This window comes from Modestobacter caceresii (genome assembly GCF_000761485.1).
Classification (GTDB): domain Bacteria; phylum Actinomycetota; class Actinomycetes; order Mycobacteriales; family Geodermatophilaceae; genus Modestobacter; species Modestobacter caceresii.
On record NZ_JPMX01000092.1, the window covers coordinates 24,092 to 48,366 of the forward strand.

The following is a 24,275-nucleotide window of genomic DNA, read 5'->3' on the forward strand; positions in this document are numbered from 1 at the left end:
CCGTCCGGTGGCATGCCGAGGAAGGGGTCCGGTCTCAGCCGCGGATCCGGGTCATCTCCGGGTCCACCAGCGGTTCGGCGGCGACCGTCGCCCGGATGCGAGTGCCGAAGTACTCGATCTCGACGGCCGTGCCGACGGTCGCCGAGGCCGGGAGCCAGGCGTAGGCGATCGACCGGCCGACGGTGTGCCCGAAGGCCGCGCTGGTCACGTAGCCGACCGGACGCCCGTCGACGAACACCGGCTCGTGGCCGAGGACGACGCTGCGTCCGTCGTCGATGGTCAGGCAGGACAGCCGGCGGCTCACCGTGTCCTCGCTGAGCCCCTCGACGGCCTGGCGGCCCACGAAGTCGGTCTTCTTCTGCTTGCGGACGGCGAAGCCGAGACCGGCCTCGTACGGGTCGTGCTCCGTGGTCATGTCGTGGCCCCAGGCGCGGTAACCCTTCTCCAGCCGGAGGCTGTTGAAGGCGGCCCGGCCGGCGGCGACCACGCCGAGGTCCTGGCCGGCCCGCCACAGCACGTCCCACAACCGCTGACCGTTGTCGGCGCTGGTGTAGATCTCCCAGCCGAGCTCGCCGACGTAGGACAGCCGCATCGCCGTGACCGGCACTCCCCCGATCCGGGCCGGCTTGGCGCGGAAGTACTTCAGCCCGTCGTTGGTGAAGTCGTCGGAGCTGACCCGCTGGACCAGGTCGCGGGCCCGTGGGCCCCACAGGCCGATGCAGCACGTGCCCCCGGTGATGTCCCGGATCTGGACGGTGCCGTCCTCGGGCGCCTGGCGTTGCAGGTGGTCGTGGTCGAGGGGTCCGTTGGCCCCGATCTGGAACAGCTGCTCACCCAGCCGGGCAACGGTGAGGTCGCTGCGGACGCCGCCGGCCTCGTCCAGGACGAGGGTGTAGGTGACCGCCCCGACCGACTTGTCCATCTCGCCCGTCGTCAGCCGCTGCAGGAGGCCGAGGGCGCCGGGACCGCTGACCTCGAGCCGCTTGAGCGGCGTCATGTCGTACATCGCCACGGCCGTGCGCGTGCGCCACGCCTCGGCGGCCGCGATGGGCGAGTGGAACTGCGCGCTCCACGGGTCACGCGCCGGCGGGGTCCACTCCGGAGGCAGCTCCGCCAACAGCGCCGCATTGGCCTCGTACCAGTGCGGACGCTCCCAGCCGGCCCCCTCGAGGAAGACGGCGCCGAGCTCGCGCTGCCGGGCGTGGAAGGGGCTGACCCGCAGGTCGCGCGGGGACAGCCGTGGCTGCAGCGGGTGCAGCATGTCGTAGACCTCCACGAAGTTCTGCTGCGAGGTCTCGCTCACGTACTCCGGCCCGAGCTGGACCTCCTCGAACCGGTGGACGTCGCACCCGTGCAGGTCGACCTCCGACCGCCCGTCGACGAGCAGCTGGGCCACCGCCCTGGCCACCCCCGCCGAGTGGGTGACCCAGACCGCCTCCGCGATGAAGAAGCCCCTGACGTCGCGGGACTCGCCGACCAGCGGGCCGCCGTCCGGGGTGAAGGAGAAGACCCCGTTGAAGCCGGAGTCGATCTTCGACGAGCGGAGGGAGGGCAGGAGGAGCTGGCTCTCCTCCCAGACCGGGGCGAAGTCCTCCTCGGTGAAGGGCAGCATGGACGGCATCGACGACTCATGCACGCCGTCCCCCTGCGGCAGCTCGCGCAGGTCGACCGGCATCGGCCGGTGGGCGTAGGAGCCGATGCCGAGGCGGTCGACGCGCTCGCGGAAGTAGAGGTCCTGGTCCTGGTGGCGCAGGATCGGCAGGCTCGCCTCGCTCAACTCGTCGTTGCGGCCGACCAGTTCCGGCACCTGCCCCGTCCAGGCGAACTGGTGGGCGAGCGGCAGCAGCGGCACGTCCATCCCGACCATGGCGCCGAGCTCCACTCCCCAGAAGCCGGCGCAGGACACCACGATGTCGGCGGGGATGACGCCGTCCGGGGTCCGGACGCCGGTCACCCGGCCGCCGGTCTGCTCGACACCGGTCACGCGGGTCGAGCCCTGGAAGCGGGCTCCCCGGGCCTCCGCGCGACGGGCCAGCGCGACGACCGCCCGCGAGGCCTTCGCCAGGCCGTCGCTGGGGATGTGCAGGCCGCCGAGGATCCGGTCGCGGTCGACCAGCGGGTGCAGTCGCACGCACTCGTCCACGTCGACCACCTGCGCCTCGACACCCCAGGAGGTGGCCCAGCCCTGCTTGCGGTGCAGGTCAGCCAGCCGCTCCGGCGTGGTCGCGATCTCGAGCCCGCCGACCTGGTTGAAGCACCAGGCGCCGTCGACGTCGATGCTCGAGAACTTCTCCACGGTGTAGCTGGCCAGCGCCGTCATCGTCTTGGACGCGTTGGTCTGGAAGACCAGCCCGGGCGCGTGGGAGGTGGAGCCCCCGGTGAGCGGGAGGGGTCCCTGATCGACCACGGTGACGCGGTCCCAGCCACGGGCGGTCAGCTCGTCGGCCAGGTTGGCGCCGACGATCCCCGCTCCGATGATGACCACACGTGGGGTGCTGGACATGGCTTTCGCTCCTGACGTGCCGGTGGATCCGGGGACGGACGACGAGGGTCGTTCAGCTGTCGTGGGTGGGGGTGAACTCGAGGGCCGCGTCCAGCAGCCAGTCGGCGAGGTAGCCGGCGAAGGACGAGCGGACGAGGACCACGAAGTCGTCGCCGGCGTCGGAGAGGGCCATCAGCACGACGCCGGCCTGACCCAACAGCGTCTGCGCGCTGCTCCCCCGGCCGAAGACCCGCGGGTGCAGGTCGATCGAGCAGCCCTTGGCGAGCACGTCGCGCACCCGCTCGCCGGTCAGCCGCAGGCCGATCCGCTGGGCGGAGACGTCGGTCACCGACCCGCCCAGCGGGACGACCGCGGCACGGATCCGCGCCTCGAGCTCCTCCGGGGTGTCCGTGGTGCTGCTCAGCAGCCACTCGTCCGGACCGAGCCAGACCGCCCGGCCCGATCCGGCCGGCACCCAGGTGTTGGGCGTCGTCGGCAGGCCGGCGCCCAGTGCCTCCGACGCCGCACCGACCGCACCGAGCCGGACGACGGCCATCGCCACGAACGGTTCGACGGTGATGCCGACGGTGTCGGGCAGCCGCTCCAGGGCGGTGCTCCACGCCTCGAGCGGGTGGGTTCGCAGCAGCTCAGCCATCGCGACGGGCTCCTTCGGGGTCGACCAGCACCGAGCCGGTGACCTCGACCGGGACGAGGGTGCCGTCGACGGGGACGTGGACGGTGTCACCGATGCGCGACCGGCCCCCCTTGACCAGGGCGAGGGCGAAGGGACGCGCCAGCTCGGCGCTGCGGTAACTGGAGGTGACGTGGCCGAGCATGGGCACCGGCGGTGGTGGCAGCTGGCCGTCGGCGTGGAGCTCCACGATCTGCGAGCCCTCCGGCAGCACCGTCCGCCGGTCGACGGGCAGGAGCCCGACCAGCTGCTTGCGCAGCGGGTCCTGGTTGGCCTGGCGGGCGAAGGAGCGCTTGCCGACGAAGTCGGGCTTCTTCTTCGACACCGCCCACGCCATGCCCAGGTCGTGCGGGGTGACGGTGCCGTCGGTGTCCTGCCCGATGATCGGGTAGCCCTTCTCCGCGCGCAGGACGTGCATGGTCTCGGTGCCGTACGGCGTGATCCCGTACGGGCGGCCGGCCTCGAGCAGCCGCTCCCACACCGCGACCCCGTACCAGGGGTTGACGTAGACCTCGAAGGCGAGCTCGCCGGAGAAGCTGATCCGGGCCAGCCGGACCGGCACCCCGTCGAGGGTGGCGTCCCGCCAGGTCATGAACGGGAACGCCTCGTTGGCGACGTCCACCTGGGGGAAGACGGCGCCGATGACGTCGCGGGAGCGGGGGCCGACGACGGGGAACGTGTTCCACTGCTCGGTGACCGAGGTGCAGTGCACCCGCAGGTCCGGCCACTCCGTCTGGGCCCACTCCTCCATCCAGTCGAGGACCTTCGCCGCACCGCCGGTGGTGGTGAGCAGCAGGAAACGGTCCTCGGCCAGGCGCAGCACGGTGCCGTCGTCGATCACCATGCCGTCGACGCCGCACATGACGCCGTAGCGGACGGAGCCGACCTTGAGGCTGCTCATCAGGTTCGTGTACAGCCGGTCGAGGAGGACGGCGGCATCGGGGCCCTGGACGTCGATCTTGCCCAGCGTCGAGCCGTCGAGGAGCCCGACGCCGGTGCGGGCGGCGGCGCACTCGCGGAGGACCGCAGCCTCCATGTCCTCACCGGGCCGCGGGTAGTGGCGGGGACGCTTCCACTGACCGACGTCCTCGAAGACCGCGCCGGCCGCCACGTGCCAGTCGTGCAGCGACGTGACCCGCTCGGGGTCGAAGAGCCGACCGCGGTCGCGGCCGGCGAGGGCAGCGAAGGCCACCGGGGTGTAGGGCGGGCGGAACGTGGTGGTCCCGGTGGCCTGCACCGGGACCCCGAGCAGCTCGGCGGTGATCCCCGAGGTGAGGACGCCGGAGGTCTTGCCCTGGTCGTGCGCGGTCCCGATCGTCGTGTAGCGCTTGATGTGCTCGATGGAGCGCAGGCCGGCGCCGACCGCCCGTTCGATGTCGGCGACCGTCGCGTCGCGCTGCAGGTCGACGAAGGAGGTGTGCCCGCCGGCGCCGGAGGTGTCCGGCACCCGCCACAGCACCAGGGGCGCCGCTGGCGCGACCGGCTCCGGCGCCGTGGGCAGCCGGTCCTCCCCCGGCGGCGGGACCGCCAGCGCGGTCAGGGCGGCGCGGGCCACGCGCTGCCCGTCGGTCAGGCACCCCGCCAGGTCGAACACACCGGCCGCCGCACCGGTGACCGACAGGCCGTCGAGCTCCTCCGCGGGGAGGAACGCCCCGAGGGCCTCGTCGTAGCGGAGCCGTCCGCGGGCCTGGCTGAACAGGTGCACCGCCGGGTTCCAGCCACCGCTGACCAGCAGCACGTCGCAGGCGATCGCGCTGACGGCGCCGACCTCTCCGTCCGCGAACGCGGCGACGCGGGCGTGCGTGATCCGCTCGACGCCCTGCGTCCCCGTCACGACGGCCCCGGACAGGACCCGGATCCCGGCGCGCTCGCACTCCTCCCGGCGCGGCGAGCCCGCCGGCCGGGCGTCGACCACTGCCTGGACGCGCACGCCCGCGCGGTGCAGGTCCAGGGCGGCGTCGTAGGCGCTGTCGTTCGTGGTGAACACGACGGCCTGGCGGCCGGGCAGCACGCCGTAGCGGTGCAGGAACGTGCGCGCGGCGCCGGCGAGCATGGTGCCCGGGCGGTCGTTGTCGCTGAAGACCACCGGCCGCTCGTGGGCCCCGGTCGCGACGACGACGGAGCGGGCTCGGAGGCGCCACACCCGCTGACGCGAGACGTGTTTGGGCGCCGCCGTCCCGAGGTGGTCGGTGCGCCGCTCCAGGGCAAGGACGAAGCCGTCGTCGTAGCTGCCGAAGGCGGTGGTGCGCTGCAGGTGCAGGACCTCGGGGTGGCCGGCGAGCTCGGCGACCGCCGCGGCGACCCACTCCAGCGCCGGGCCGCCGTCGAGGCGGTCGGTGCCGCTCAGCAGCGAGCCGCCCGCCTCGGACTGGTCGTCGACCAGGGCGACGCGGGCACCGGAGCGGGCGGCGGTGAGCGCGGCGGCCAGGCCCGCCGGCCCGGCACCCACCACGAGCACGTCGACGTGGTGGTGGACGGCGTCGTACCGGGCGGAGTCGGAGATCTCGGCGAGGCGGCCCTGCCCCGGCAGACCGTGGGCGACCAGCCCGTCGTGGAGTTCCACCGTGGTGGCCAGCAGCATGGGCTCGGGGAAGGGCTCCTCGATCTGCACCAGGCCACCCGGGTCCTCGGCCCAGGCCGCGGCGATGCCGCGGGGTGGGCCCAGCTTGATGCTCGTGGCGACCTGGTGCCGGCCGGCGGCGAGCAGGGCCGAGGCGAGCGTGTCACCGGGATGGCCGGTGTGGGTCTGCCCGTCGAAGGTGAACTCGAGGGTCGTGGCGCGGTCGATGCGGCCGCCCTCGGCGGTGCGGAAGGGGCTGGTCATGGGGCTGTGCTCCTGCGTGACCTCGCGAGCTCGGTCGCGTGCGGCTGGGGGGCGTCGAGGCGGTGGACGCTCTCGAAGCGGTAGGTGGCGGTGTCGCGGATCGCGTTGAACCAGCGACGGCAGCCGGCGCTGTGGCACCAGCGCTCGGCGAAGCGGCCCTTGGTGTTGTCGCGGAAGAACACGTAGTGCGCCCACTCCTCGTCGGAGACCTCGGCGGGGTGGTCCGGGTACGGGACGTGGGCCTGGCCGCCGTAGTGGAACTCGACCTCCTCGCGGGGGCCGCACCACGGGCATTCGATGAGCTGCACGGGGACTCCCTGGTCAGTGGGCCACGGCGGCGGCGCCGTGCTCGTCGACCAGCGCGCCGGTGACGAAGCGGTCGAGGGTGAACGGCGCCACGTTCGCGTGGGGCTCGCCGTGGGCGATGGTGTGCGCCAGTGCCCAGCCGACGCCGGGGGTGGCCTTGAACCCGCCGGTGCCCCAGCCGCAGTTCAGGTAGACGTTGTCGTAGGGGGTCCGGCCCACGATCGGCGAGGCGTCGGGGCTGGTGTCGACGATCCCGGCCCAGGTGCGCAGCAGGTGGGCGCGGGCGAACACCGGGAAGAGCTCGACCGCGGCGGCCATCTGACGTTCGATGACGTGGAAGGCGCCGCGCTGCCCGTAGCCGTTGTAGGAGTCGACGCCGGCGCCCATGACCAGCTCGCCCTTGTGCGCCTGGGAGACGTACACGTGCACGGCGTTGGACATGACCACCGTGGGGTGCACGGGCTCGAGCAGTTCGGAGACCAGCGCCTGCAGCGGGTGGCTCTGCACCGGCACCCTGATCCCGAGCATGTCGGTGAGCACCGAGGTCTGGCCGGCGGCGCAGAGGGCGACCGTGCCGGCGGCGATGGTGCCGCGCGTGGTCTGCACACCGGTGACCCGGTTGCCGTCGGTGGCGAACCCGGTGACCTCGCAGTCCTGGATGAGGTCGATGCCGGCCTCGTGGGCGCGGCGGGCGAAGCCCCAGGCGACGTAGTCGTGCTTGGCGATGCCGGCCCGAGGCTGGTAGGTGGCCCCCAGGACGGGATAGCGGATGTCGGTGGAGGTGTTGACGATCGGGCAGACCCTGCGGACCTCGTCGGGCTCCAGCCACTCCGCGTCGACACCGTTGAGCTTGTTGGCCTCGACCCGCCGCACGCTGTCGCGGACGTCCTGCAGGGTGTGGGCGAGGTTGAGCACGCCGCGCTGGCTGAACAGGATCGGGTAGCCGAGGTCCTCCTCGAGCCCCTCCCACAGCTTGAGCGACTGCTCGTAGATCGCCGAGCTCTCGTCCCACAGGTAGTTGGAGCGGATGATCGTGGTGTTGCGGGCCATGTTGCCGCCCGCCAGCCAGCCCTTCTCCAGGACGGCGACGTTCGTGATCCCGTGGTTCTTCGCCAGGTAGTGCGCGGTGGCCAGGCCGTGCCCGCCCCCGCCCACGATCACCACGTCGTAGGACCGCTTCGGCTCCGGGTCACGCCACAGGAAGTCGGGGTGCTCCGGCAGGTCCGCGCCGGGGGTGCGTGGGGCGTGGGAGGGACCGGGACTCATCGGGGGACCTCCGTCAGGTCGGGGTAGAGCGGGTGCCGGCCGGCCAGCCGGGTGACCCGCGCGCGGAGCCCCGCGAGCTGCTCCTCGCCCACCGCGGGCCGCAGGGCTGCGGCGATCACGTCGGCGACCTCGGCGAAGTCGTCGAGGTCGAAGCCGCGCGCCGCCAGGGCAGGGGTGCCGATCCGGACACCGGAGCTGACCATCGGCGGGCGGGGGTCGAAGGGCACCGCGTTGCGGTTGACGGTGATGCCGATCGAGTGCAGCCGGTCCTCGGCCTGCCGGCCGTCCAGCTCCGAGTGCCGCAGGTCCACCAGCACGAGGTGGACGTCGGTGCCGCCGCTGACCACGTCGATGCCGGCCTCGCGGGAGTCGGGGGCGAGCAGCCGCTCGGCCAGCAGTCGGGCGCCGGCCAGCGTGCGCTCCTGGCGCTCCCGGAAGGCCGGTTCGCCCGCGAGCTTGAAGGCGACGGCCTTGGCGGCGATCACGTGCTCGAGCGGGCCACCCTGCTGACCGGGGAAGACCGCGGAGTTGAACTTCTTGGCCAGCTCCCCCGTGGCGAGGATGACGCCGCCGCGCGGCCCGCCGAGCGTCTTGTGGGTGGTCGAGGTGACCACGTGTGCGTGCGGGACGGGCGACGGGTGCAGCCCGGCGGCGACCAGCCCCGCGAAGTGCGCCATGTCGACCATCAGGTAGGCCCCGACCTCGTCGGCGATCCGCCGGAACTCGGCGAAGTCGAGCTGCCTGGGGTAGGCCGACCAGCCCGCCACGATGAGCCGGGGCTGCCGCTCGTGGGCCAGCCGCTCCACCTCGGCCATGTCCACGAGGTGGTCGTCGGCTCGGACGTGGTACGCCGCGACGTCGTAGAGCTTGCCGGAGAAGTTGAGCCGCATGCCGTGGGTCAGGTGCCCCCCGTGGGCCAGGTCCAGGCCCAGGATGGTGTCGCCCGGGTCCAGCAGGGCCGACATGGCCGCGGCGTTGGCCTGCGCACCCGAGTGCGGCTGCACGTTGGCGTACTCCGCGCCGAACAGCCCCTTCAGCCGGTCGATGGCCAGCTGCTCGATCACGTCGACGTGCTCGCACCCGCCGTAGTAGCGCCGCCCCGGGTAGCCCTCGGCGTACTTGTTGGTCAGCACCGAGCCCTGGGCCTGCATGACGGCCACCGGCGCGAAGTTCTCACTGGCGATCATCTCCAGCGTCTCCTGCTGCCGGGTCAGTTCGGCCGAGATCGCGCGGTGGACCTCCGGGTCGGTGTCCGCCAGTGAACGGTCGAGCACGGGGTCCGGGACGGCCACGGCCCGCAGAGCTCCTTCGACCTGCGCCACCATCCGGCTCCTCCTGTCAGAGATTGGAGAACGGGGACTGGTATATCAGTGGTGCACCACAGTAGGGTCGAGGACGAGCGGGGTCAAGGAGTCCGTGGCAGCGATGTCCCGCTCGCCGGCACCGAGGCGGTTCCCCGACCGAGGGAGCCGGACCACCGCCTCCGCCACGCACGTCCCGAGTGAAGGAGACCCCGCCATGGCCCACGAGGTGAAGGGCGTCGTCGGCCGCAAACAAGGGCGCACCGGTGACCGTCGAGACGATCGTGGTCCCCGATCCCGGCCCGGGTGAGGCCGTCGTCGATGTGCAGGCCTGCGGCGTTCGACCTGTACCTCCAGGGCCGCTGCCCGCTGGACGAGTTCGTCAGCGAGGCCATCGGTCTGGACGACGTCGAGGAGGCCCTGGACGACCTTCCGCCGGGGCGAGGTCCTGCGCTCGGTCGTGGTCCTGGACAAGTGAGCGAGCGCGTCGTCCCGGTCGCCCCCCCGTCGGGCCGACCGCACGACGGGGGACATGTGCGTGGCCACGGGCACGCGCCGCGGGGCCGGGAAGACGTCGCTCCCCCGACCCCGCGGCGGTCGGTGCCTGCTCAGCCCGACAGGCGCTGCGTCAGCCACTCGTGGAAGGCGCCGATGTGGTGCTCGGAGGGCACGAGGACGCCGCCGTTGGCGTAGGCACGTGAGGACATGGCCGGCTGGGTCCGCTCGCACGCGGCGAAGTCCTGCTGGTTGACCCGGTGGAACAGCTCCACCGACCGCGTCACGTCCCTGCCGGACTCGACCACGTCGCGGGTGTACAGCCAGTCGCACTGCACGATCGTCCGGTCGGCCGAGACCGGGAACATGCGGTGGAAGATGACGTGGTCCGGCGCCAGGTTGACGAAGACCGTCGGCCGGACCGTGATGGCGTAGTAGCGGCGGTCCTGGTCCTCGTCGACGCCCGGGAGCCGGTCGAAGCCCTCGCTGCCGTCGACGGTGAAGCCCTTGACGTCGTCCCCGAACTCCGCGCCGTGCCCGACGAAGAACTGTGCCGCGTACCCGTCGGCGAACTCGGGGAGCACCTCGGTGAGCTCCGGGTGGATCGTCGCGCAGTGGTAGCACTCCATGAAGTTCTCGATGATGAGCTTCCAGTTCGCCTCGACGTCGTAGGTGATGCGGCGCCCCACGGACAGCGAGTCGACGTCGTAGCTGTCGATCACCTCCACGCTCCCGAGGCGCTCGACGACGGCGCCCACGACCTCGTCCTCGAAGGACGGGGGCTCCTTCGCCAGGCACACCCACGCGTAGCCCAGCCACTCACGCAGCGCCACCGGCACCAGGCCGTACTCGACCCGGTCGACGTCGGGCATCTTGGTCAGGTTGGGGGCCGCGATCAGCTTGCCCTCGAGGTCGTAGGTCCAGGCGTGGTACGGGCACTGGAAGGCCCGCTTGACCGTGCCCGAGTCCTCCGTGCAGATCTGCGCACCGCGGTGCCGGCAGATGTTGAGGAAGGCGCGCAGCTGCCCGTCCCGGCTGCGGACCACGAGCACGCTCTCCTTGCCCACCTGGACCTTCTCGAAGGATCCGGGCGTCGGCAGGTCGCTCGATCGCACGACGCAGAACCACATGTCCTCGAAGACGCGCGACTGCTCCAGCGCGAAGACGGCGGGGTCGGTGTAGTAGCGGCCCGCCAGCGTGGAGATGAGGCTCGCGGGCTGTTCGGTGATGGTCATGCGGCACCTCGGATGGCGTCGGCGACCCGGAGGTACGCCGGAACTCGGACAACACAGGCCCTGCGACTGCTCACGGACGTCACCCGTCAGCGAGCTCGCGACGACCGGTGTGTTTCACATTACACATCTGGTCTCGCATGCCGCAACAACTCGCGGAGTGTGGACAGCACTCGAACAGCCCCGATCGCCGCCCCGTCCGCGTCAGGCGCACGCAGCGATGACCAGGGCGAGGTGACCGACGAGGTCAGGACCGCGCGTCGACCCCGTTGCCGGGAGGAGGACCCGCTGGGTCAGCGCGGCTGACCGAAGAAGCCCAACCTCCGACTCAGCTCGTCCGCGCCCGCCATCACCCGCCGGGCCAGCCGGGGATGGTCCTCCTGGTGCATGCGGAAGGCCGGTCCCGAGACGCTGAGGGCCGCGATGATGCTGCCATCGGCGCCCCGGACGGGTGCGGCGACGGCGTTGAGCCCCACCTCGAACTCCTCGACGGTGCAGCCCCACCCCTGCTCGACGATCTGGTCCAGGTTCTGGCGGAGTGCTTCGGGATCGGTGAGCGTGGCCGGGGTGAAGCTCTGCATCCCCCGGGAGAGCAGGTCCTTGCGAAGGGCGTCGGGAGCGTGGGCCAGGAGCACCTTGCCGCTCGACGTGGCGTGCAGCGGCGTGCCCTGCCCCACCCAGTTGAGGGTGCTGAGCGCCGCCGGCCCGCGGGCCTGGGTCACGTTCACCGCTCGATCGCCGTCCAGGATGGCGATGTTGACCGTCTCCTCGAGGTCGGCGGCGAGCGCCTCGCAGATCGGCCGGCCCTCCCGGGCGATGTCCAGCTGCGCGACGGCCGCGCCGGCCAGGCGCACGACCCCGAAGCCCAACCGGTACTTGCCCCGATCAGCCAGTTGCTCGACGAAGCCCCGGCTCTCCAGCGTCGCCACCAGCCGGAAGGCCGTGGACTTGTGCACGCCGAGTTCGGCGGCCACCTCCGTGACGCCCGCCTCGCCCTCGGCCGCGAGGATCTCGAGGACGCTCAGCGCGCGGTCGACGGACTGGACACCAGCGACTGGGCCGCGATCTTCGCTCTCGCTCTGCGGCTCACTCATGGAGCCAGCCTAGGTGGACCACGGCGGAGCACCCCTTTCTTCCTCTTGACGATGGGATGAAGCCCGACGATGCTGTTGCGCTATCAGCGCAGCGTTGCGGTCATCGCAACATGTTTCGCCTGGAGCGCCCATGATCCCGGTCTGCCCCACGACAGCGTTGCCACCCGGCGAGGCGATCCGCGTGGAGGCTCCTGAGCCCATCGCGGTCTTCAACGTCGACGGCGACTTCTACGCGATCGACGACACGTGCACGCACCAGGACGCCTCGCTGGCCGACGGCTGGCTGGACGGGTGCGCGGTGGAGTGCCCCCTGCACGCCTCGTGCTTCGACCTGCGCACCGGGAAGGTGTCCGGCCCGCCGGCGAAGACCCCGGTCCGGACGCACCGGGTCGTCGTGCAGGGCGGCACCGTCTACGTGCAGCCGGGGACCGCCGCGGACGGTGCCGCATGAGCCGTACGGTCGCCGTGGTCGGAGCCTCCCTGGCCGGCCTCTCGGCGGCCCGAGCGCTTCGCGAGCAGTGCTACGACGGCCACATCGTGGTCATCGGCGACGAGGCGCACGCCCCCTACGACCGCCCACCCCTGTCCAAGGAGTTCCTGGCGGGAAGGGCGTCGCTCGACGACATCGCACTGGGCACGCCGGACGACGCGGACCTCGACCTCGAGTGGCGGCTGGGTACGACGGCGGTCGGCCTCGACCACCTGGGCCGCTCGGTGCTGCTGGCCGACGGCAGCGAGGTGCGGGCCGACGGCGTCGTCCTCGCCACCGGAGCCCGCGCCCGACGCCTGTCCGGCAGCGAGGGGCTGGGCGGGGTGCACGTGCTGCGCTCGCTGGACGACGCGGTCGCCCTGCGCGAGGACCTGGCCACGGCCGGACGTCTGGTGGTGATCGGCGCGGGGTTCATCGGCGCCGAGGTCGCCTCCACTGCCCGCACGCTGGGGCTGGAGGTCACCGTCATCGAGACCCAGCCCGTCCCGCTCGCCGGCCCGCTGGGTGCCGACATGGGTGCGGTGTGCGCCCAACTGCACGCCGACCACGGCACCCGCCTGCTGGTCGGCACCGGTGTCGCCGGGCTGGTCGGCACCGGCAGGGTCGAGGCCGTCGAACTGACAGACGGCACCCGCCTGCCCGCCGACGTGGTGGTCGTGGGGATCGGTGCCGTCCCGAACATCGAGTGGCTCGCCGACTCCGGCGTGTCCCTCGGCAACGGCGTGCTCACCGACGCGCACTGCGCCACCAACGTCCCGGGCGTGGTCGCCGTCGGCGACTGCGCTGCGGCGTGGTCGGCCTCCCGCGAGCGGCACGTCCGCATCGAGCACTGGGCCCACGCCCTCGAACAGCCGGCCACCGCGGTCGCCACCCTGCTGGGCACCGACCGGCCGGCGTCGACGCCCGTGCCCTACTTCTGGTCCGACCAGTACGGCGCACGCATCCAGTTCGCGGGGTCGCGCCGCGAGGACGACGTGGTCCGCGTCCTGGAGGGCAGTTGTGCCGACCGCAGCTTCCTGGCGGTCTACGAGCGCCACGGGCACCCCGTAGCCGTCCTCGGGATGAACCAGCCCCGCCTGTTCACCCTTTGGCGCCGCCAGCTGCGTGCCGCCGTCCTGACGCACTCCTGACCCCGACCGGTCCGTCCACAGCACTGCCCTGCCCGGACCGGTGGGCGCCGATCGGGTGGAGTCGCCGGGAGCCGTCCTCGCACGGACCCCCACCGGTTCGTCACCGCCCCGACACGCTGGGTCGACTCGCGGAAGTTTTGTGCTCCAGGTCACTGTTTTCTCTTGTTCCACGGTGGGCCGTCTGGTTCCCTCATGCGCACCTGGTCGCGTAGTACGCAACGGCTAGGAGAGAGCCATGGAACACCCGGGTCCCGAGCAGGTCTCACCTCCCAGCTCCCCGAGTGCCGGGCCGACGGGTGGCCCTCCGACTGGCGCCGCGTCGACCGCTGCCCGGGAGCCCACCGCCCCGCCGCAGACCGACCGGGTCGTCTTCGGCGTCTCCCTGGCGCTGGTGGTGGCGTTCGCACTCTGGGGGGCGCTCGCCAGCGACAGCCTCTCGACCGCGGTGAGCGCCGCGTTCGGCACGGTCATCACCAACGCCGGCTGGGTCTTCGTCGTGACGAGCTCGGGGTTCGTCGCCCTCGCGGGGTTCCTGGCGCTGTCCCGCTACGGACGCATCCGGCTGGGGAAGGACGACGAGCGCCCGGAGTTCAGCACGGGCTCGTGGATCTCCATGCTCTTCGCGGCCGGGATGGGCATCGGGCTGCTCTTCTGGGGCGTCGCCGAGCCGCTCTCCCACCTCGCCGCCGCCCCGCTCGGCCTCGAGGAGGGCGGGACCCCGGAGGCTGCCCGGCTGGGGCTGCAGTACACGATCTTCCACTGGGGCCTGCACCCCTGGGCGATGTACGCCGTCATGGCGATGGCCCTCGCCTACGGCGTCTTCCGCAAGGGCCGGCCGAGCCTGGTCAGCTCCGCGGTCGTCCCGCTGGTGAACGAGAAGCGCACGGGCGTCCGCCGTGCCGTCGACATCCTCGCCATCTTCACCACGGTGTTCGGCGCGGCCACCTCGCTCGGTCTCGGCGCACTGCAGGTCAACAGCGGGCTGGCCGCCAACTACGGCGTCCCGCGCAACAACGGCGTGGCCGTGGCCATCATCGCCGGCCTGGCGCTGCTCTACGTCCTGTCCGCGGTCAGCGGCGTGCACAAGGGCATCAAGCTGATCAGCAACACCAACGTGGTGCTGGCCGCCCTGCTCGTGGCCTTCATCTTCGTGCTGGGCCCGACCACGCACGTCCTCAACACCATCACCGACGCCACCGGGGACTACCTGACCGCCCTCCCCGCCATGAGCCTGGCCTCGGGGGTCTGGGGCGGCCAGGAGTGGCTCGCCGGGTGGACGTTGTTCTACTGGGCGTGGTGGATGTCCTGGACGCCGTTCGTGGGGACGTTCATCGCGCGCATCTCCCGCGGCCGAACGATCCGGCAGTTCGTCACCTTCGTGATGATCATCCCGACCATGGTCAGCATCGTGTGGTTCGGCGTGCTGGGCGGCACCGCCACCCACCTCGAGCTCACCGACCAGGCCGAGCTCAGCCAGGCCCTGCTCGACGACGGCACCGAGGGTGCCCTGTTCGCCCTGCTCGGTGAGTTCCCGGTGGTCACGCTCACCGTGCTGCTGGTGATGGTGCTGATCACGCTGTTCTTCGTCAGCAGCGCCGACTCCGCCTCCATGGTCCTCGGCATGCTCTCCCAGCGGGGCACGACCTCGCCCGCCCGCGCGGTGGTCATCCTCTGGGGCATGTGCATCGCGGCCGTCGCCGCAGCGCTCACCCTCGCCGGGGGGCTCCAGGTCATCCAGTCGGCCACCATCCTGGTGGCCACCCCCTTCGTGGTCGTGCTCATCGCCATCTGCGTGAACCTGGTCCGCGAGCTCCGCCAGGAGCCCTACACCTCGACGCTGGACCCGCAGGTCCGGCGAGCCGTCGTCGCCCACCTCCACGACATGCCGCACCCGAACGGAGCAGGGCCCACCTCGCCCGGGGTCCCGGTGGTCACCGACCCCGACCGTGAGCCGGCCGGTCAGCAGTAGGGCAGCGGGGAGCTGATCACTCTCGGGGCGTCCGGTCCGCCGGACGCCCCGAGTGCTGCGCCGTCACACCCGTCGGCCGCACGGACCGGAGGTCGGTCGGCACCGGCACATCAGCCGCCCGGCTCGGCGGGCAGGGCACCGCGGGCGACGGCCTGCACCAGCGTGTGGTGGTCCCGCTCCGTCTGGTCGGCGTAGGCGCGGGCGAAGCGGCACAGCGCCACGTCGACGTTGTCGGACTTGCCCAGGTAGCCGGCGATCATCGACGCGCCGCTGGTCCGGGCGTGCCCCTTGGCCAGCAGCCGGCCGCACACCCCCGCGTAGTCGCTCAGCGCAGCGGCGTCGAGGGAGTCGACCGCGATGGTGCCCTTCATGTTCCTGAACTGGCGGACGTAGTACTGCCGGGACCCGATCGTGGCCCAGCCCAGCAGCGGGTCGCTGACCGTCTGCAGCGCCTGCTGGTACTCCACGACCCGCTGCCCCTGGTGGGCGTGCCAGGCCGACTCGCCGTGGACGTGCTGGGCCACGACCGACCGTCGGGCCTGCTTCAGCTGCAGGAACACCACGTCGTCCGGGCTGCTGCCCTCGCACAGGGCCACGTAGGCACGCAGCCCCACGCTCCCCACCCCGACCACCTTGTGGGCGACGTCCACGACCGTGTACCCGCTGAGGACCCGTCGCCAGTGGGACGGCAGCGTGTCGACGTAGCCGTCCAGCCCATCGACCACCTCGGCGGCCTCGTCCCGGTCGAGCCGGGTGATCAACGGCGGCTCCTCGATGATCCGCCGCCCGTCCTCCCGCTCCTCGGTGAACCGCGGCAGCGCCCGGTCGCTGACCCGCTTGCGGGCCCGCCGCGAAGCGCGCCCGATCTCCTTCCGCAGCGACCGGTCCTCCACCGTGGTGTGCAGCCGTGAGACGTCCAACCGCTCGAACGACCGTGCCAGCAGCGGCTCCCCGGCCAGCCAACGCACGTGCTCCCGGTAGCGGCGTCCCATGGACGCGACCGCGTCCGCGCACTGCTCCTCGGTGGCCGAGTTCTGCCGCCCGGCGACCCAGACGCTCGCGGCCAGCCGGCGGAGGTCCCACTCCCACGCACCCGGGTGCGCCTCGTCGAAGTCGTTGAGGTCGATGACCAGGTCACGCTCCGGCGAGGCGTAGAAGCCGAAGTTGCCCAGGTGCGCGTCCCCGCAGACCACCGGCCGGATCCCGGTGGCCGGGAGACCGGCGAGGTCCGCGGCCATCACCACCGCCGTGCCCCGGAGGAAGCCGTAGGGCGAGGCGGCCATCCGGGCCACCCGCACCGGGACGAGGCGCTCCACGCGTCCGACGTGGGACTCGCGGACCTGGTCGACCACGTCGGGCCGGTCGACCGGGGCACTCCACCGCCCGAGCTCGGACCGCGGCACCTGCTTGCGCAGCGACCGCCCGAGGGCGTACCGCTCCGCGCGAGGTGTGGCGGGACGCCGCAGCGATCCGTAGCCCTCGCCGTCAGCTGCCGTGAGCACCACGTGCCCACCCTGTCGCGCACCGGCCACGGGACTCCCCAGACAGTCGACGGACGGCTCTCGGCCCTCGGTGCATCCTCCTCCCCCAGCCGCTCGACCGTCAGGGCGTGGGAACCGCTGGCAGCCGCGAGGTGATCAGGTGCGGACCCGGTCGGCGTCGGTCGCCGTGAGGTAGGTCTGCAGGGTCACGTCGTCGAGGTGCAGGAGCTCCGGGGCAGGCCTGCGGTCGGCGCGGCGTGGGGGCAGGGACACCGGCACCAGGGTGATGGTCCGCAACGCGTCGCCGGCGGCGAGGAGGCGCTGCAGCGCATCGGTGATGGTGACGTAGGTGTCGAAGGACGTCAGCGGGGGCGCGAGGCGGAGGTCCTCACCAGGTGCCGGAGCGTCGCAGTGCCCTTCGCCGCCGTAGCACCCGCCGTGGCCGAAGACGGTGTAGCGGCCGGCATAGCCCCGCTCGGCCGTGCGCGGTGTGGTGGCGGTGGCGTCGGGGTCGTTGAGGAAGAGCCTGACCTCGTAGGACGTGCTCGAGTGGTCGACACCGGTGACGACCAGGTCGGCGCGGCTGAAGGGCGCCGGTGGGACGTCCACGGGGAAGACGAGGTCGATGACACGGGTCTCGTCGTCCCGTCCGGCGCGTGCTTGGTCGAGCGTCGCCATCGCGGCCTCCTCAGCCGATGACCTGGGCGGCGTACTCGTAACCCAGGCTGGAGATGTCCAGGGTGTCGCGCACCGTCGTGGGGAACGGCGGCAGCGGTCGGTCGAGGAGCCTGACCGGCGGATCGCCGTTGCGCGGGGAGAGCTGCCACAGGTACCACAGCCGGTCGATCATCGCGTGGTGCGCCCAGAAGACCGGGTCGAAGGCCGCAGTCGGCGCTGCGGACATGGCTCCCCCGACCCAGCCGTGGACGCCGTTGTGGATGCTCTCCAGGATCCGGCTGAAGTCGGTGAAGGTCGTGGCGCGCAGCGCGCGCTGCACGGTCGGGTCCCGCGGCAGTTCGGCGGGCTCCTCCGGGTCGCGCAACGTGACCGGGTCCTCGCCCTCGCTGATGGCACCGGGGAGGTTCTCCCGCACCAGTCGCAGGTCGTCGGGGCCGAGCACGACCGGGCCGGCGCTCAGCGGGTTCGTCGGGCCGTCCGCAGTCGACCGGAACGGGGTGGGCAGGCCCCGGTCCTGCGAGACCGCCGAGGACCAGTCCCACCACGGGAGACCCACCTCGACGGTCTCGTCGCCACGCGCTCGACGCAGGGCGGCGGTGAGCGCCCGTTCGAAGTGGTACAGGTACGCCCGGTGCCACGGCAGGAAGAGCGCGGTGCCGTGTTCGCAGTAGACCGGCAGCGGCAGGCCGTGGATCCCGGCGAAGAACCCGAAGCCGCGATCGTCGTCGATCCGGTAGACCGCCTCGAACGCCTCGCGCAGGTCGACCAGCTCGGACGGCGTCAGGTTCTCGGCGTTCTTCCGCACTCCCACGGGCACTCCTCAGCCACATCTCCCGCCCTGCGGTCATCGTCGCGGCTGGCGACCGGGGTGTCCACCACCTGTCAGGATCCGCCGGCACAGTCGTTGACCTGGCCCCAGGGGCCGGGCACACGCTGGGGTGAGGCAGTCCCGACTCGAGCGAGGAGACGCGTGCACACCCATCTGAGCGCCGGTGAGTTCACCGCGCTGACCGGCTTGTCGGCCAAGGCACTCCGGCTGTACGCAGAGCGAGGAGTCCTCTCCCCCGACACCGTCGACCCGCACACCAACTACCGCAGCTACTCCCCCGCGCAGTTGCGCCAGGGCGTCACGGTGGACCTCCTCCGCCGGGCGGGGGTGCCGGTGACCGAACTGACCCGATGGGCCGACTACCCCTTCGCCGATCGACGGCAGGAGCTGGCCTTGCGCCGGGCGATGGAGGACTTCTCCCTCGACGTCGCCGAGGAGATCAGCCGCTCCGACCTCGCACGCCTGACTGTGCAGAGCACGCCGGCCGACCCCCTGCCGTGGGCAGGCGTCTCGTACGGGTTCCCGGTCCCCGGCGAGGCCCAGGAACGCATCGAGGTGTTCGGTGCCCAAGCCCTCGTCCTGCCCGCTGTCGACGCCGCCTTCGAAGAAGCCATGACCGACCTCGGCCTGGCCCCAGCGACGCACCGGTGGACCGCTGTCCCCGAGGCGACCGGCCCGGCAGCTGCCCAGCAGGCAGCCATGGTGATCGCCCGCCCCTGCTCCACCGACCTGTCGGCTGCCGGACGGCGGCACGTCGCCGAACGCGTCCAGCAGCACTCCGGTGTCGCGGTCGCCGTCGTCACCGGCACCCTCCCCCGTCGGCTGGAGATCACCTTCCCAGTGGACGGCCTCGACGAGCGCACCCCGGTCCAGGAGGCTGCGCACGACTACCAGCAGCTGCTCGCCTTCGCGCACCACTGCACTCGCGAGGGACTGACCATGATCGGGAAGTCGGCACGTCAGGTCGTCGCCGGTTCCTCGCTCAGCACACCGGCTGCGCCACCGACCACCGTCTTCGACGCCCAGCCGAACGCCTGACGGCCGTCGGCAGCTCCCTAGGAGGCGGGTGTGGCCTCCACCGTGGGCGCAGGCGCGTCGAACTGCTCGGCTGCCGGTGGCTCGTGCGTCGGCATCATCGGGCCGTCACCGGCCGGGTCGAGCACGTCCTCCTCGAACCACGCGTACCGGCCGGAGAGCACCTGCTGGGCGGCCCGGTACTGGTCTCGGTCGTCGTTGTCCCACAGCTCCGCGAACAGCCGATCGGCCCGGCGACGGGCCTGACGGCAGAACAGGTCGGCCAGTTCCGCGGCCTCCTGCCGGCGGGCGGGCTGCTCGCTGCCGATGGTGTCCGCGTACACGCAGGCGCACGAGATGGCGTACAGCTCGGCGCCGATGTCGACGATCCGGCCGAGCAGGTGGCCCTTCTGCTCGAGGCGGGCCCGATGTCGGCCCATCGCGTAGAAGGTCGAGCGGGCGAGCTTGCGGGAGTGTCGTTCGACGTAGCGCAGGTGCCTGGCCAGCTCCCCGAACTCGGCGTAGGAGCCGGGGCGCTGTCCGGCGCCGGTGGCCAGTGTCGGGAGCCACCGGGCGTAGAAGGTCCCCGCCTTCGCGGCGGCCTTGACCTTCTCGGCGTGGCGGGCGTCCCCGAGCACCAGGTCCCCCGCGACCTCGAGGTGCGCGTCGACGGCCTCGCGGGCGATCAGCAGGTGCATGATCTCCGTGGACCCCTCGAAGACCCGGTTGATGCGCATGTCCCGCAGCAGCTGCTCGGCCGGCACGGGCTTCTCGCCGCGCCGAGCGAGCGACTCGGCGGTCTCGTAGGCGCGCCCGCCCCGGATCTGGACCATCTCGTCGACGGCGGTCCAGCCGAGCTCGGACGAGTACAGCTTGGCGAGGGCTGCCTCGATGCGGATGTCGTTGCGCTTGTCGTCGGCCAGGCGACTGGACACGTCGAGCACCGCCTCGAGGCCGAACGCCGTCCCCGCCAGCCAGGCGAGCTTCTGCGCGACCGGGTCGTGCTCGCCGATCGGCCGCCCCCACTGCCTCCGTTCGACCGACCACTCGCGAGCGATCTTCAGCGAGTACTTCACCGCCGAGGAACAGAACGCCGGCAGCGACAGGCGGCCGGTGTTCAGCGTGGTGAGGGCGATCCGCAGGCCCTTGCCCTCGCCGCCGATCACGTCTTCGGTGGGGACGAGGACGTCGTCGAAGCGGGTCACAGAGTTCTCGATGCCCTTGAGGCCCATGAACTCGTTGCGGTGCTCGACCGTGATGCCCGCGCGGTCGCACGGGCAGAGGAACGCGGTGATGCCGCCCCGATGGCCGTCCGACCTCGGGACGACGGCCATGACCACGACGACGTCGGCGATGGCGCCGTTGGTCGCCCACAGCTTCGTGCCGTTGATCCGGTAGCCGGTGCCGTCGTCGGTCGGGACGGCGGTCGTGCTCATCCGCGCCGGGTCCGAGCCGACGTCCGGCTCGGTGAGCAGGAACGCCGAGATGTGGTCCCTGGCCAGCCTGGGCAACCAGTGGCGCTTCTGCTCCTCGGAGCCGAACAGCCGCAGCGGCTCGGGCAGGCCGATCGACTGGTGTGCGGAGAGCAGCGTCGAGATCGACGAGTGCCACGTGCCGGCCATGGCCAGCGCCCGGTTGTAGTACACCTGGCTCAGCCCGAGGCCCCCGTACTCCTCGGGGATCTTCATGCCGAGCGCGCCCAGCTCCCCGAGGCCCCGGAGGACGTCGTCGGGGATCTTCGCCTCGCGCTCGATCCGCTGCCGGTCGACGCGCTCGGTGAGGAACGTGCGGAGGCGCTCGAGGAACGCCTCGCCCTTCTCCACCGCGGCCACGTCGAGCTCCGGTTGCGGGTGGACGAGGTCGAGCCGGAAGTCGCCGAGGAACAGCTGCTTGCCGAACGACGGCTGGGTCCACTCGGTCTCGCGGCTGGACTCGGCGACCTGCTTCGACTGCTCGTACGACGGTTGCGACGCCATGCACCAGCATCGCCCCCGCGCCCCCCGTGAGGCAACGCCCCTCGGCGCCGTCGGTGACAGGAGCAGGGTGGCGGTGGCCGTGCCGCCGGCGCGCGGGCCCCAGCGGCAGGCTTAAGGTCGCGCGTGGACTTCGCCGACCTGAGCCGGCCGTTCGTCATCGCCCACCGCGGCGGCTCCCTGCAGGTTCCCGAGCACACGATGGAGGGCTACCGGGTCGCGGTGGGCCAGGGCTCGGCGGTCATCGAGCAGGACGTGTCGAGACTCGCCGACGGCGGTCTGGGTGTCATGCACGACGGCACCGTGGACCGCATGACCACCTCCAGCGGCAACGTCGCCCACCACACGTCGGTGACCTGGGGACAGCTCGACATCGACGCCTCGGTCACCCTCGGCGGAGGCTGGCCCGACGGGCTGCGCCCGCCGCTGTTCGAGGAGGTGCTCACCGAGTTCGGCAACCGCGTCCTCCTCTGCGCCGAGGCCAAGAGCAGCGATGCGATGGGCCCGACGATCGACGCGCTCGAACGACACGGGATCCACCCGGCGTCCGTGCTGCTCCAGTCCTTCGCCCTCGCCGACTGCCGGCTGGCGCTCTCCCGGGGCTGGCACGTCATCTGGCTCGGCAGCACCGACGTCGCCCGGGCCGCCGCCGAGGGCATCGGCTGGATCGGCCCGCCGGCAGGTCGCGTCACGGCGGCGGTCTGCGACGCCGCACATGGGGCGGGGATCGAGGTGGCCTGCTACACGGTGAACCGCCGCCACCAGCGGGACGCCGTCGTCGCCGCCGGCGTGGACGCGATCTTCTCCGACGACCCCCGCTACGTCGCTGGGGACGCGGGCCGCCGCACCTCGGACCTCTTCGCCCGACAGACCTGGCTGCCCGGGATGCTGCCGGACACCAGCCGCGGCCGGTTCCACCCGGACGACTCGTCCTGGGGCCTCGACGCTTGCGACACCGTCCACTCCACGCTCATGGGCTTCCTCGCACCGCCGGACCCCAAGGCGTTCACGCTGGACCTCGACGTGCGGGTGGACCAGGCGTGCCGCAGGAGCGGTGGGCTCGTCTTCCTGAGCACCGACGACCGCCCGTACCGGCCGTCGTCCCGGTCATCGCCCGGCGCCGACGGCTACCTCTGCACGCTGCGGGGGGACGGCAGCCTGGACGTCCAGCGGGTCGTCGGGGGTGTCGCCACCACGCTGGCGTCCTCGACGGGGGGAACGGCGCCGACGCCGGGCACGTACGCCCGGCTGCGGATCACGGTCACCGGCGCGGGGCTCTCCTTCGCGCGCGCCGACGCCGACGCCGAGACCCTGGCCGTGGCGGACGCCACCTGTCGTCCCGTGCCCGTCGTCCACCTCGGCAGCGCGTTCGCCGGGGTCCGTTTCAGGAACGTGGTGCTCACATGACCGACCCCTGCGAACGCCCAGGCCACGGCCCGGCCGACCCGGAGGGCTACCTCGTCGAGCGGACCCCGGACGGCTACCGGTGGACGTGCCGCGCCGACGGCCGCACCGCCGGGCCGTTCCCCAGTCGCGAGGAAGCCGTGGTCTCCGCCGAGGCCGACCAGACCGCCTGAGGCACCGGGAGGCATGGGGTGTGAGTCCGCTGCCGAGCTCTCGCCGACCGTGGTCGTCGGGAGCGAGTACCTGACCGACCCGTCGTCGCGGCAGGTGCGCGAGGCGATGGCCCGCCGCTGACTCGTACTGCGTCGGCGAGCGCCGTGGCGAGCCGCCACAGCCGCACGGCCAGCGGGGTGTTGCGGCCTGCAGCGGCCGCGGGTGAGATGAGCCATGGTGTGGGCTCGGGGAGACGGGCGCGGGACGCGGACCGCAGCGCCTGGCCGTCGTCCCCCGGCCAGCGACGCCGACTCGCCCCGGAAGATCTCCGCCCTCGGCTGGCGCCGCATCCTCCGGCGTGTCCGGGTGCACGTGATCAGCGATCGGCTGATGGTGCAGAGCGCAGCGGTGGCGTTCTTCGCCATCCTGTCGATCGCCCCGGTGCTGGTGACGGCGATATCGGTCTACGGCGCGGTCAACACCCCCGAGGGAGCGCTCCAGCAGCTGTCACGCGTGACCGGGATGCTCCCCACCGAACTCCGGCCGATGGTGGCCGACCAGCTCACGACGATCACCGCCGCCTCGACGCACGTGCTCACCTGGCGCGGGCTCGCCGGGCTGGTGGCCGCGCTCTGGACGGCGACGACCGCCATGACCTACCTGATCGACGGGTTGACCCTCGCCTACCACGAGACCGAGACCCGGAGCTTCTTCCGTCGCGGCGGCCTCGCGGTCCTCCTCGTCCTCGGTGGTGCTCTGGTCCTGGGGGCCCTGGTCACTGCGGCCGGCGTCGTCTCGAGATCGCTCGCCGCGGCTCCGGACTTCGTCCGCACGCTCTCGCCCGTTCTCGCCTGGCTGTGCCTGGCCGCCCTCATGACCTCGGCGCTCGCCGTGCTGTACCGGGTGGCCCCTGATCGCAAGGAGGCCCGCTGGCGGTGGACCACGGCGGGCTCGACCGTCGCGATGCTCCTGTGGTTGGCCACCACGCTCGGGTTCTTCGCCTATGTCGAGCGCCTGGGCACTTACCACACGACCTACGGGGGCCTCGCCGGGGTGGCGATCAGCATGGTCTGGCTGTGGGTGACCGTGTTCCTGATCATCGTGGGCGCGGCGATGAACGCCGAGACCGAACGCGAGACGACCCATGACTCGACGGTCGGACCGGAGCAGCCGCTGGGTGAGCGCGGGGCGGTCGTGGCCGACAGCGCACCGCCGTACCCGGACGAACGATGAAGCCCCCACCCCTGAGGACGGCGGGAACCGTCTCTCCGACCGTCGTCTCGCACCCGGTGCGTCACTCCGATCGCCGACGAGCTACGAGCGGAGGACCGTGGGCCCGTCGTCGCCCATGGCCGCGCCAGGTCCGGAAGGAGGTCGCGTGAGACTGGTCCACCTGCTCGCCACGGGCGGCACCATCGCCAGCCGGCAGGGGCCGGACGGGCTCGCGGCGGTCACCCCCGCCG

The 24,275-nt window shown here is 72.3% G+C and carries 19 protein-coding genes; 7 read left to right on the forward strand and 12 right to left on the reverse strand.

The genetic code is table 11. The features are described from left to right. Nucleotides 1–34: 34 nt before the first annotated feature. From IN07_RS19460 to IN07_RS19495, 8 genes are all read right to left on the reverse strand, one after another. Nucleotides 35–2,503 (reverse strand): GcvT family protein, encoded by a 2,469-nt coding sequence (locus IN07_RS19460; RefSeq protein ID WP_036339155.1) that lies wholly within the window; start codon nt 2,501–2,503, stop codon nt 35–37. Nucleotides 2,504–2,555: 52 nt separating this feature from the next. Beyond that, nucleotides 2,556–3,137, reverse strand: a complete 582-nt coding sequence (locus IN07_RS19465) for a sarcosine oxidase subunit gamma (RefSeq protein ID WP_036339158.1) — start codon at nt 3,135–3,137, stop codon at nt 2,556–2,558. Next, nucleotides 3,130–5,997, reverse strand: coding sequence for a 2Fe-2S iron-sulfur cluster-binding protein (locus tag IN07_RS19470; RefSeq protein ID WP_036339160.1), 2,868 nt, complete (start codon nt 5,995–5,997; stop codon nt 3,130–3,132). Before IN07_RS19470 ends, IN07_RS19465 begins: the two co-directional genes overlap by 8 nt. After that, entirely contained in the window at nt 5,994–6,305 is a 312-nt protein-coding gene (locus IN07_RS19475) for a sarcosine oxidase subunit delta (protein WP_036339163.1), read from the reverse strand. The genes IN07_RS19470 and IN07_RS19475 overlap by 4 nt, the downstream gene beginning before the upstream one ends. A gap of 13 nt (nt 6,306–6,318) precedes the next feature. Beyond that, nucleotides 6,319–7,569 carry a sarcosine oxidase subunit beta family protein gene (locus IN07_RS19480; protein WP_036339166.1) on the reverse strand — a complete coding sequence of 417 codons (1,251 nt, stop codon included), beginning with the start codon at nt 7,567–7,569 and terminating at the stop codon, nt 6,319–6,321. After that, a complete protein-coding gene (gene glyA, locus IN07_RS19485) occupies nt 7,566–8,861 on the reverse strand; it encodes a serine hydroxymethyltransferase (protein ID WP_036339220.1) in 1,296 nt (431 codons plus the stop codon). Before glyA ends, IN07_RS19480 begins: the two co-directional genes overlap by 4 nt. Nucleotides 8,862–9,478: 617 nt before the next feature. Beyond that, nucleotides 9,479–10,600 carry an aromatic ring-hydroxylating oxygenase subunit alpha gene (locus IN07_RS19490; protein WP_036339169.1) on the reverse strand — a complete coding sequence of 374 codons (1,122 nt, stop codon included), beginning with the start codon at nt 10,598–10,600 and terminating at the stop codon, nt 9,479–9,481. Nucleotides 10,601–10,890: 290 nt separating this feature from the next. Beyond that, complete coding sequence (locus tag IN07_RS19495) at nt 10,891–11,691, reverse strand: IclR family transcriptional regulator (protein ID WP_036339172.1); 801 nt, start codon at nt 11,689–11,691, stop codon at nt 10,891–10,893. Nucleotides 11,692–11,821: 130 nt separating this feature from the next. On the opposite strand from IN07_RS19495, the gene IN07_RS19500 reads away from it, so the two are divergent. The 3 genes from IN07_RS19500 to IN07_RS19510 all read left to right on the forward strand — a co-directional run bounded on the left by IN07_RS19500 (nt 11,822) and on the right by IN07_RS19510 (nt 15,280). Beyond that, on the forward strand, nt 11,822–12,142 hold the full coding sequence (locus IN07_RS19500) for a bifunctional 3-phenylpropionate/cinnamic acid dioxygenase ferredoxin subunit (protein WP_036339175.1): 321 nt from the start codon (nt 11,822–11,824) through the stop codon (nt 12,140–12,142). Then, nucleotides 12,139–13,311, forward strand: a complete 1,173-nt coding sequence (locus IN07_RS19505; protein ID WP_036339178.1) for an NAD(P)/FAD-dependent oxidoreductase — start codon at nt 12,139–12,141, stop codon at nt 13,309–13,311. The genes IN07_RS19500 and IN07_RS19505 overlap by 4 nt, the downstream gene beginning before the upstream one ends. 235 nt (nt 13,312–13,546) lie before the next feature. Continuing rightward, complete coding sequence (locus IN07_RS19510) at nt 13,547–15,280, forward strand: BCCT family transporter (RefSeq protein WP_036339181.1); 1,734 nt, start codon at nt 13,547–13,549, stop codon at nt 15,278–15,280. 110 nt (nt 15,281–15,390) lie between these two features. Here the strand turns inward: IN07_RS19510 and IN07_RS19515 are convergent, their stop codons facing one another. From IN07_RS19515 to IN07_RS19525, 3 genes are all read right to left on the reverse strand, one after another. Further along, nucleotides 15,391–16,782 (reverse strand): DUF2252 domain-containing protein, encoded by a 1,392-nt coding sequence (locus tag IN07_RS19515; RefSeq protein WP_081975564.1) that lies wholly within the window; start codon nt 16,780–16,782, stop codon nt 15,391–15,393. 135 nt (nt 16,783–16,917) lie between these two features. Continuing rightward, nucleotides 16,918–17,439 carry a hypothetical protein gene (locus tag IN07_RS19520; protein WP_036339186.1) on the reverse strand — a complete coding sequence of 174 codons (522 nt, stop codon included), beginning with the start codon at nt 17,437–17,439 and terminating at the stop codon, nt 16,918–16,920. 10 nt (nt 17,440–17,449) lie between these two features. Next, nucleotides 17,450–18,250, reverse strand: a complete 801-nt coding sequence (locus tag IN07_RS19525; RefSeq protein ID WP_197058568.1) for a tyrosinase family protein — start codon at nt 18,248–18,250, stop codon at nt 17,450–17,452. Nucleotides 18,251–18,409: 159 nt separating this feature from the next. On the opposite strand from IN07_RS19525, the gene IN07_RS24200 reads away from it, so the two are divergent. After that, complete coding sequence (locus IN07_RS24200) at nt 18,410–19,306, forward strand: MerR family transcriptional regulator (RefSeq protein ID WP_052091524.1); 897 nt, start codon at nt 18,410–18,412, stop codon at nt 19,304–19,306. A 17-nt stretch (nt 19,307–19,323) separates the two neighbouring features. Here IN07_RS24200 and IN07_RS19535 read toward each other — a convergent pair whose 3' ends face one another. Continuing rightward, on the reverse strand, nt 19,324–21,258 hold the full coding sequence (locus IN07_RS19535) for an acyl-CoA dehydrogenase family protein (RefSeq protein WP_036339192.1): 1,935 nt from the start codon (nt 21,256–21,258) through the stop codon (nt 19,324–19,326). A gap of 123 nt (nt 21,259–21,381) precedes the next feature. Here IN07_RS19535 and IN07_RS19540 point away from each other — a divergent pair, with 123 nt between their 5' ends. The 3 genes from IN07_RS19540 to IN07_RS19545 all read left to right on the forward strand — a co-directional run bounded on the left by IN07_RS19540 (nt 21,382) and on the right by IN07_RS19545 (nt 24,045). Continuing rightward, a complete protein-coding gene (locus tag IN07_RS19540) occupies nt 21,382–22,662 on the forward strand; it encodes a glycerophosphodiester phosphodiesterase (RefSeq protein ID WP_036339195.1) in 1,281 nt (426 codons plus the stop codon). Beyond that, nucleotides 22,659–22,832 carry a hypothetical protein gene (locus IN07_RS25440; protein WP_156119292.1) on the forward strand — a complete coding sequence of 58 codons (174 nt, stop codon included), beginning with the start codon at nt 22,659–22,661 and terminating at the stop codon, nt 22,830–22,832. Before IN07_RS19540 ends, IN07_RS25440 begins: the two co-directional genes overlap by 4 nt. 352 nt (nt 22,833–23,184) lie before the next feature. Further along, complete coding sequence (locus tag IN07_RS19545; protein WP_052091526.1) at nt 23,185–24,045, forward strand: YihY/virulence factor BrkB family protein; 861 nt, start codon at nt 23,185–23,187, stop codon at nt 24,043–24,045. Nucleotides 24,046–24,275: the final 230 nt, after the last annotated feature.

Bases quoted from the DNA above. Each gene is read 5' to 3' on its own strand.
- IN07_RS19465 (WP_036339158.1), bottom strand. From the start codon at position 3,137: ATGGCTGAGCTGCTGCGAACCCACCCGCTCGAGGCGTGGAGCACCGCC.
- IN07_RS19480 (WP_036339166.1), bottom strand. From the start codon at position 7,569: ATGAGTCCCGGTCCCTCCCACGCCCCACGCACCCCCGGCGCGGACCTG.
- IN07_RS19505 (WP_036339178.1), top strand. From the start codon at position 12,139: ATGAGCCGTACGGTCGCCGTGGTCGGAGCCTCCCTGGCCGGCCTCTCG.
- IN07_RS19500 (WP_036339175.1), top strand. From the start codon at position 11,822: ATGATCCCGGTCTGCCCCACGACAGCGTTGCCACCCGGCGAGGCGATC.
- IN07_RS19535 (WP_036339192.1), bottom strand. From the start codon at position 21,258: ATGGCGTCGCAACCGTCGTACGAGCAGTCGAAGCAGGTCGCCGAGTCC.
- IN07_RS19470 (WP_036339160.1), bottom strand. From the start codon at position 5,997: ATGACCAGCCCCTTCCGCACCGCCGAGGGCGGCCGCATCGACCGCGCC.
- IN07_RS19510 (WP_036339181.1), top strand. From the start codon at position 13,547: ATGGAACACCCGGGTCCCGAGCAGGTCTCACCTCCCAGCTCCCCGAGT.
- IN07_RS19520 (WP_036339186.1), bottom strand. From the start codon at position 17,439: ATGGCGACGCTCGACCAAGCACGCGCCGGACGGGACGACGAGACCCGT.
- IN07_RS19460 (WP_036339155.1), bottom strand. From the start codon at position 2,503: ATGTCCAGCACCCCACGTGTGGTCATCATCGGAGCGGGGATCGTCGGC.
- IN07_RS25440 (WP_156119292.1), top strand. From the start codon at position 22,659: ATGACCGACCCCTGCGAACGCCCAGGCCACGGCCCGGCCGACCCGGAG.
- IN07_RS19490 (WP_036339169.1), bottom strand. From the start codon at position 10,600: ATGACCATCACCGAACAGCCCGCGAGCCTCATCTCCACGCTGGCGGGC.
- IN07_RS19495 (WP_036339172.1), bottom strand. From the start codon at position 11,691: ATGAGTGAGCCGCAGAGCGAGAGCGAAGATCGCGGCCCAGTCGCTGGT.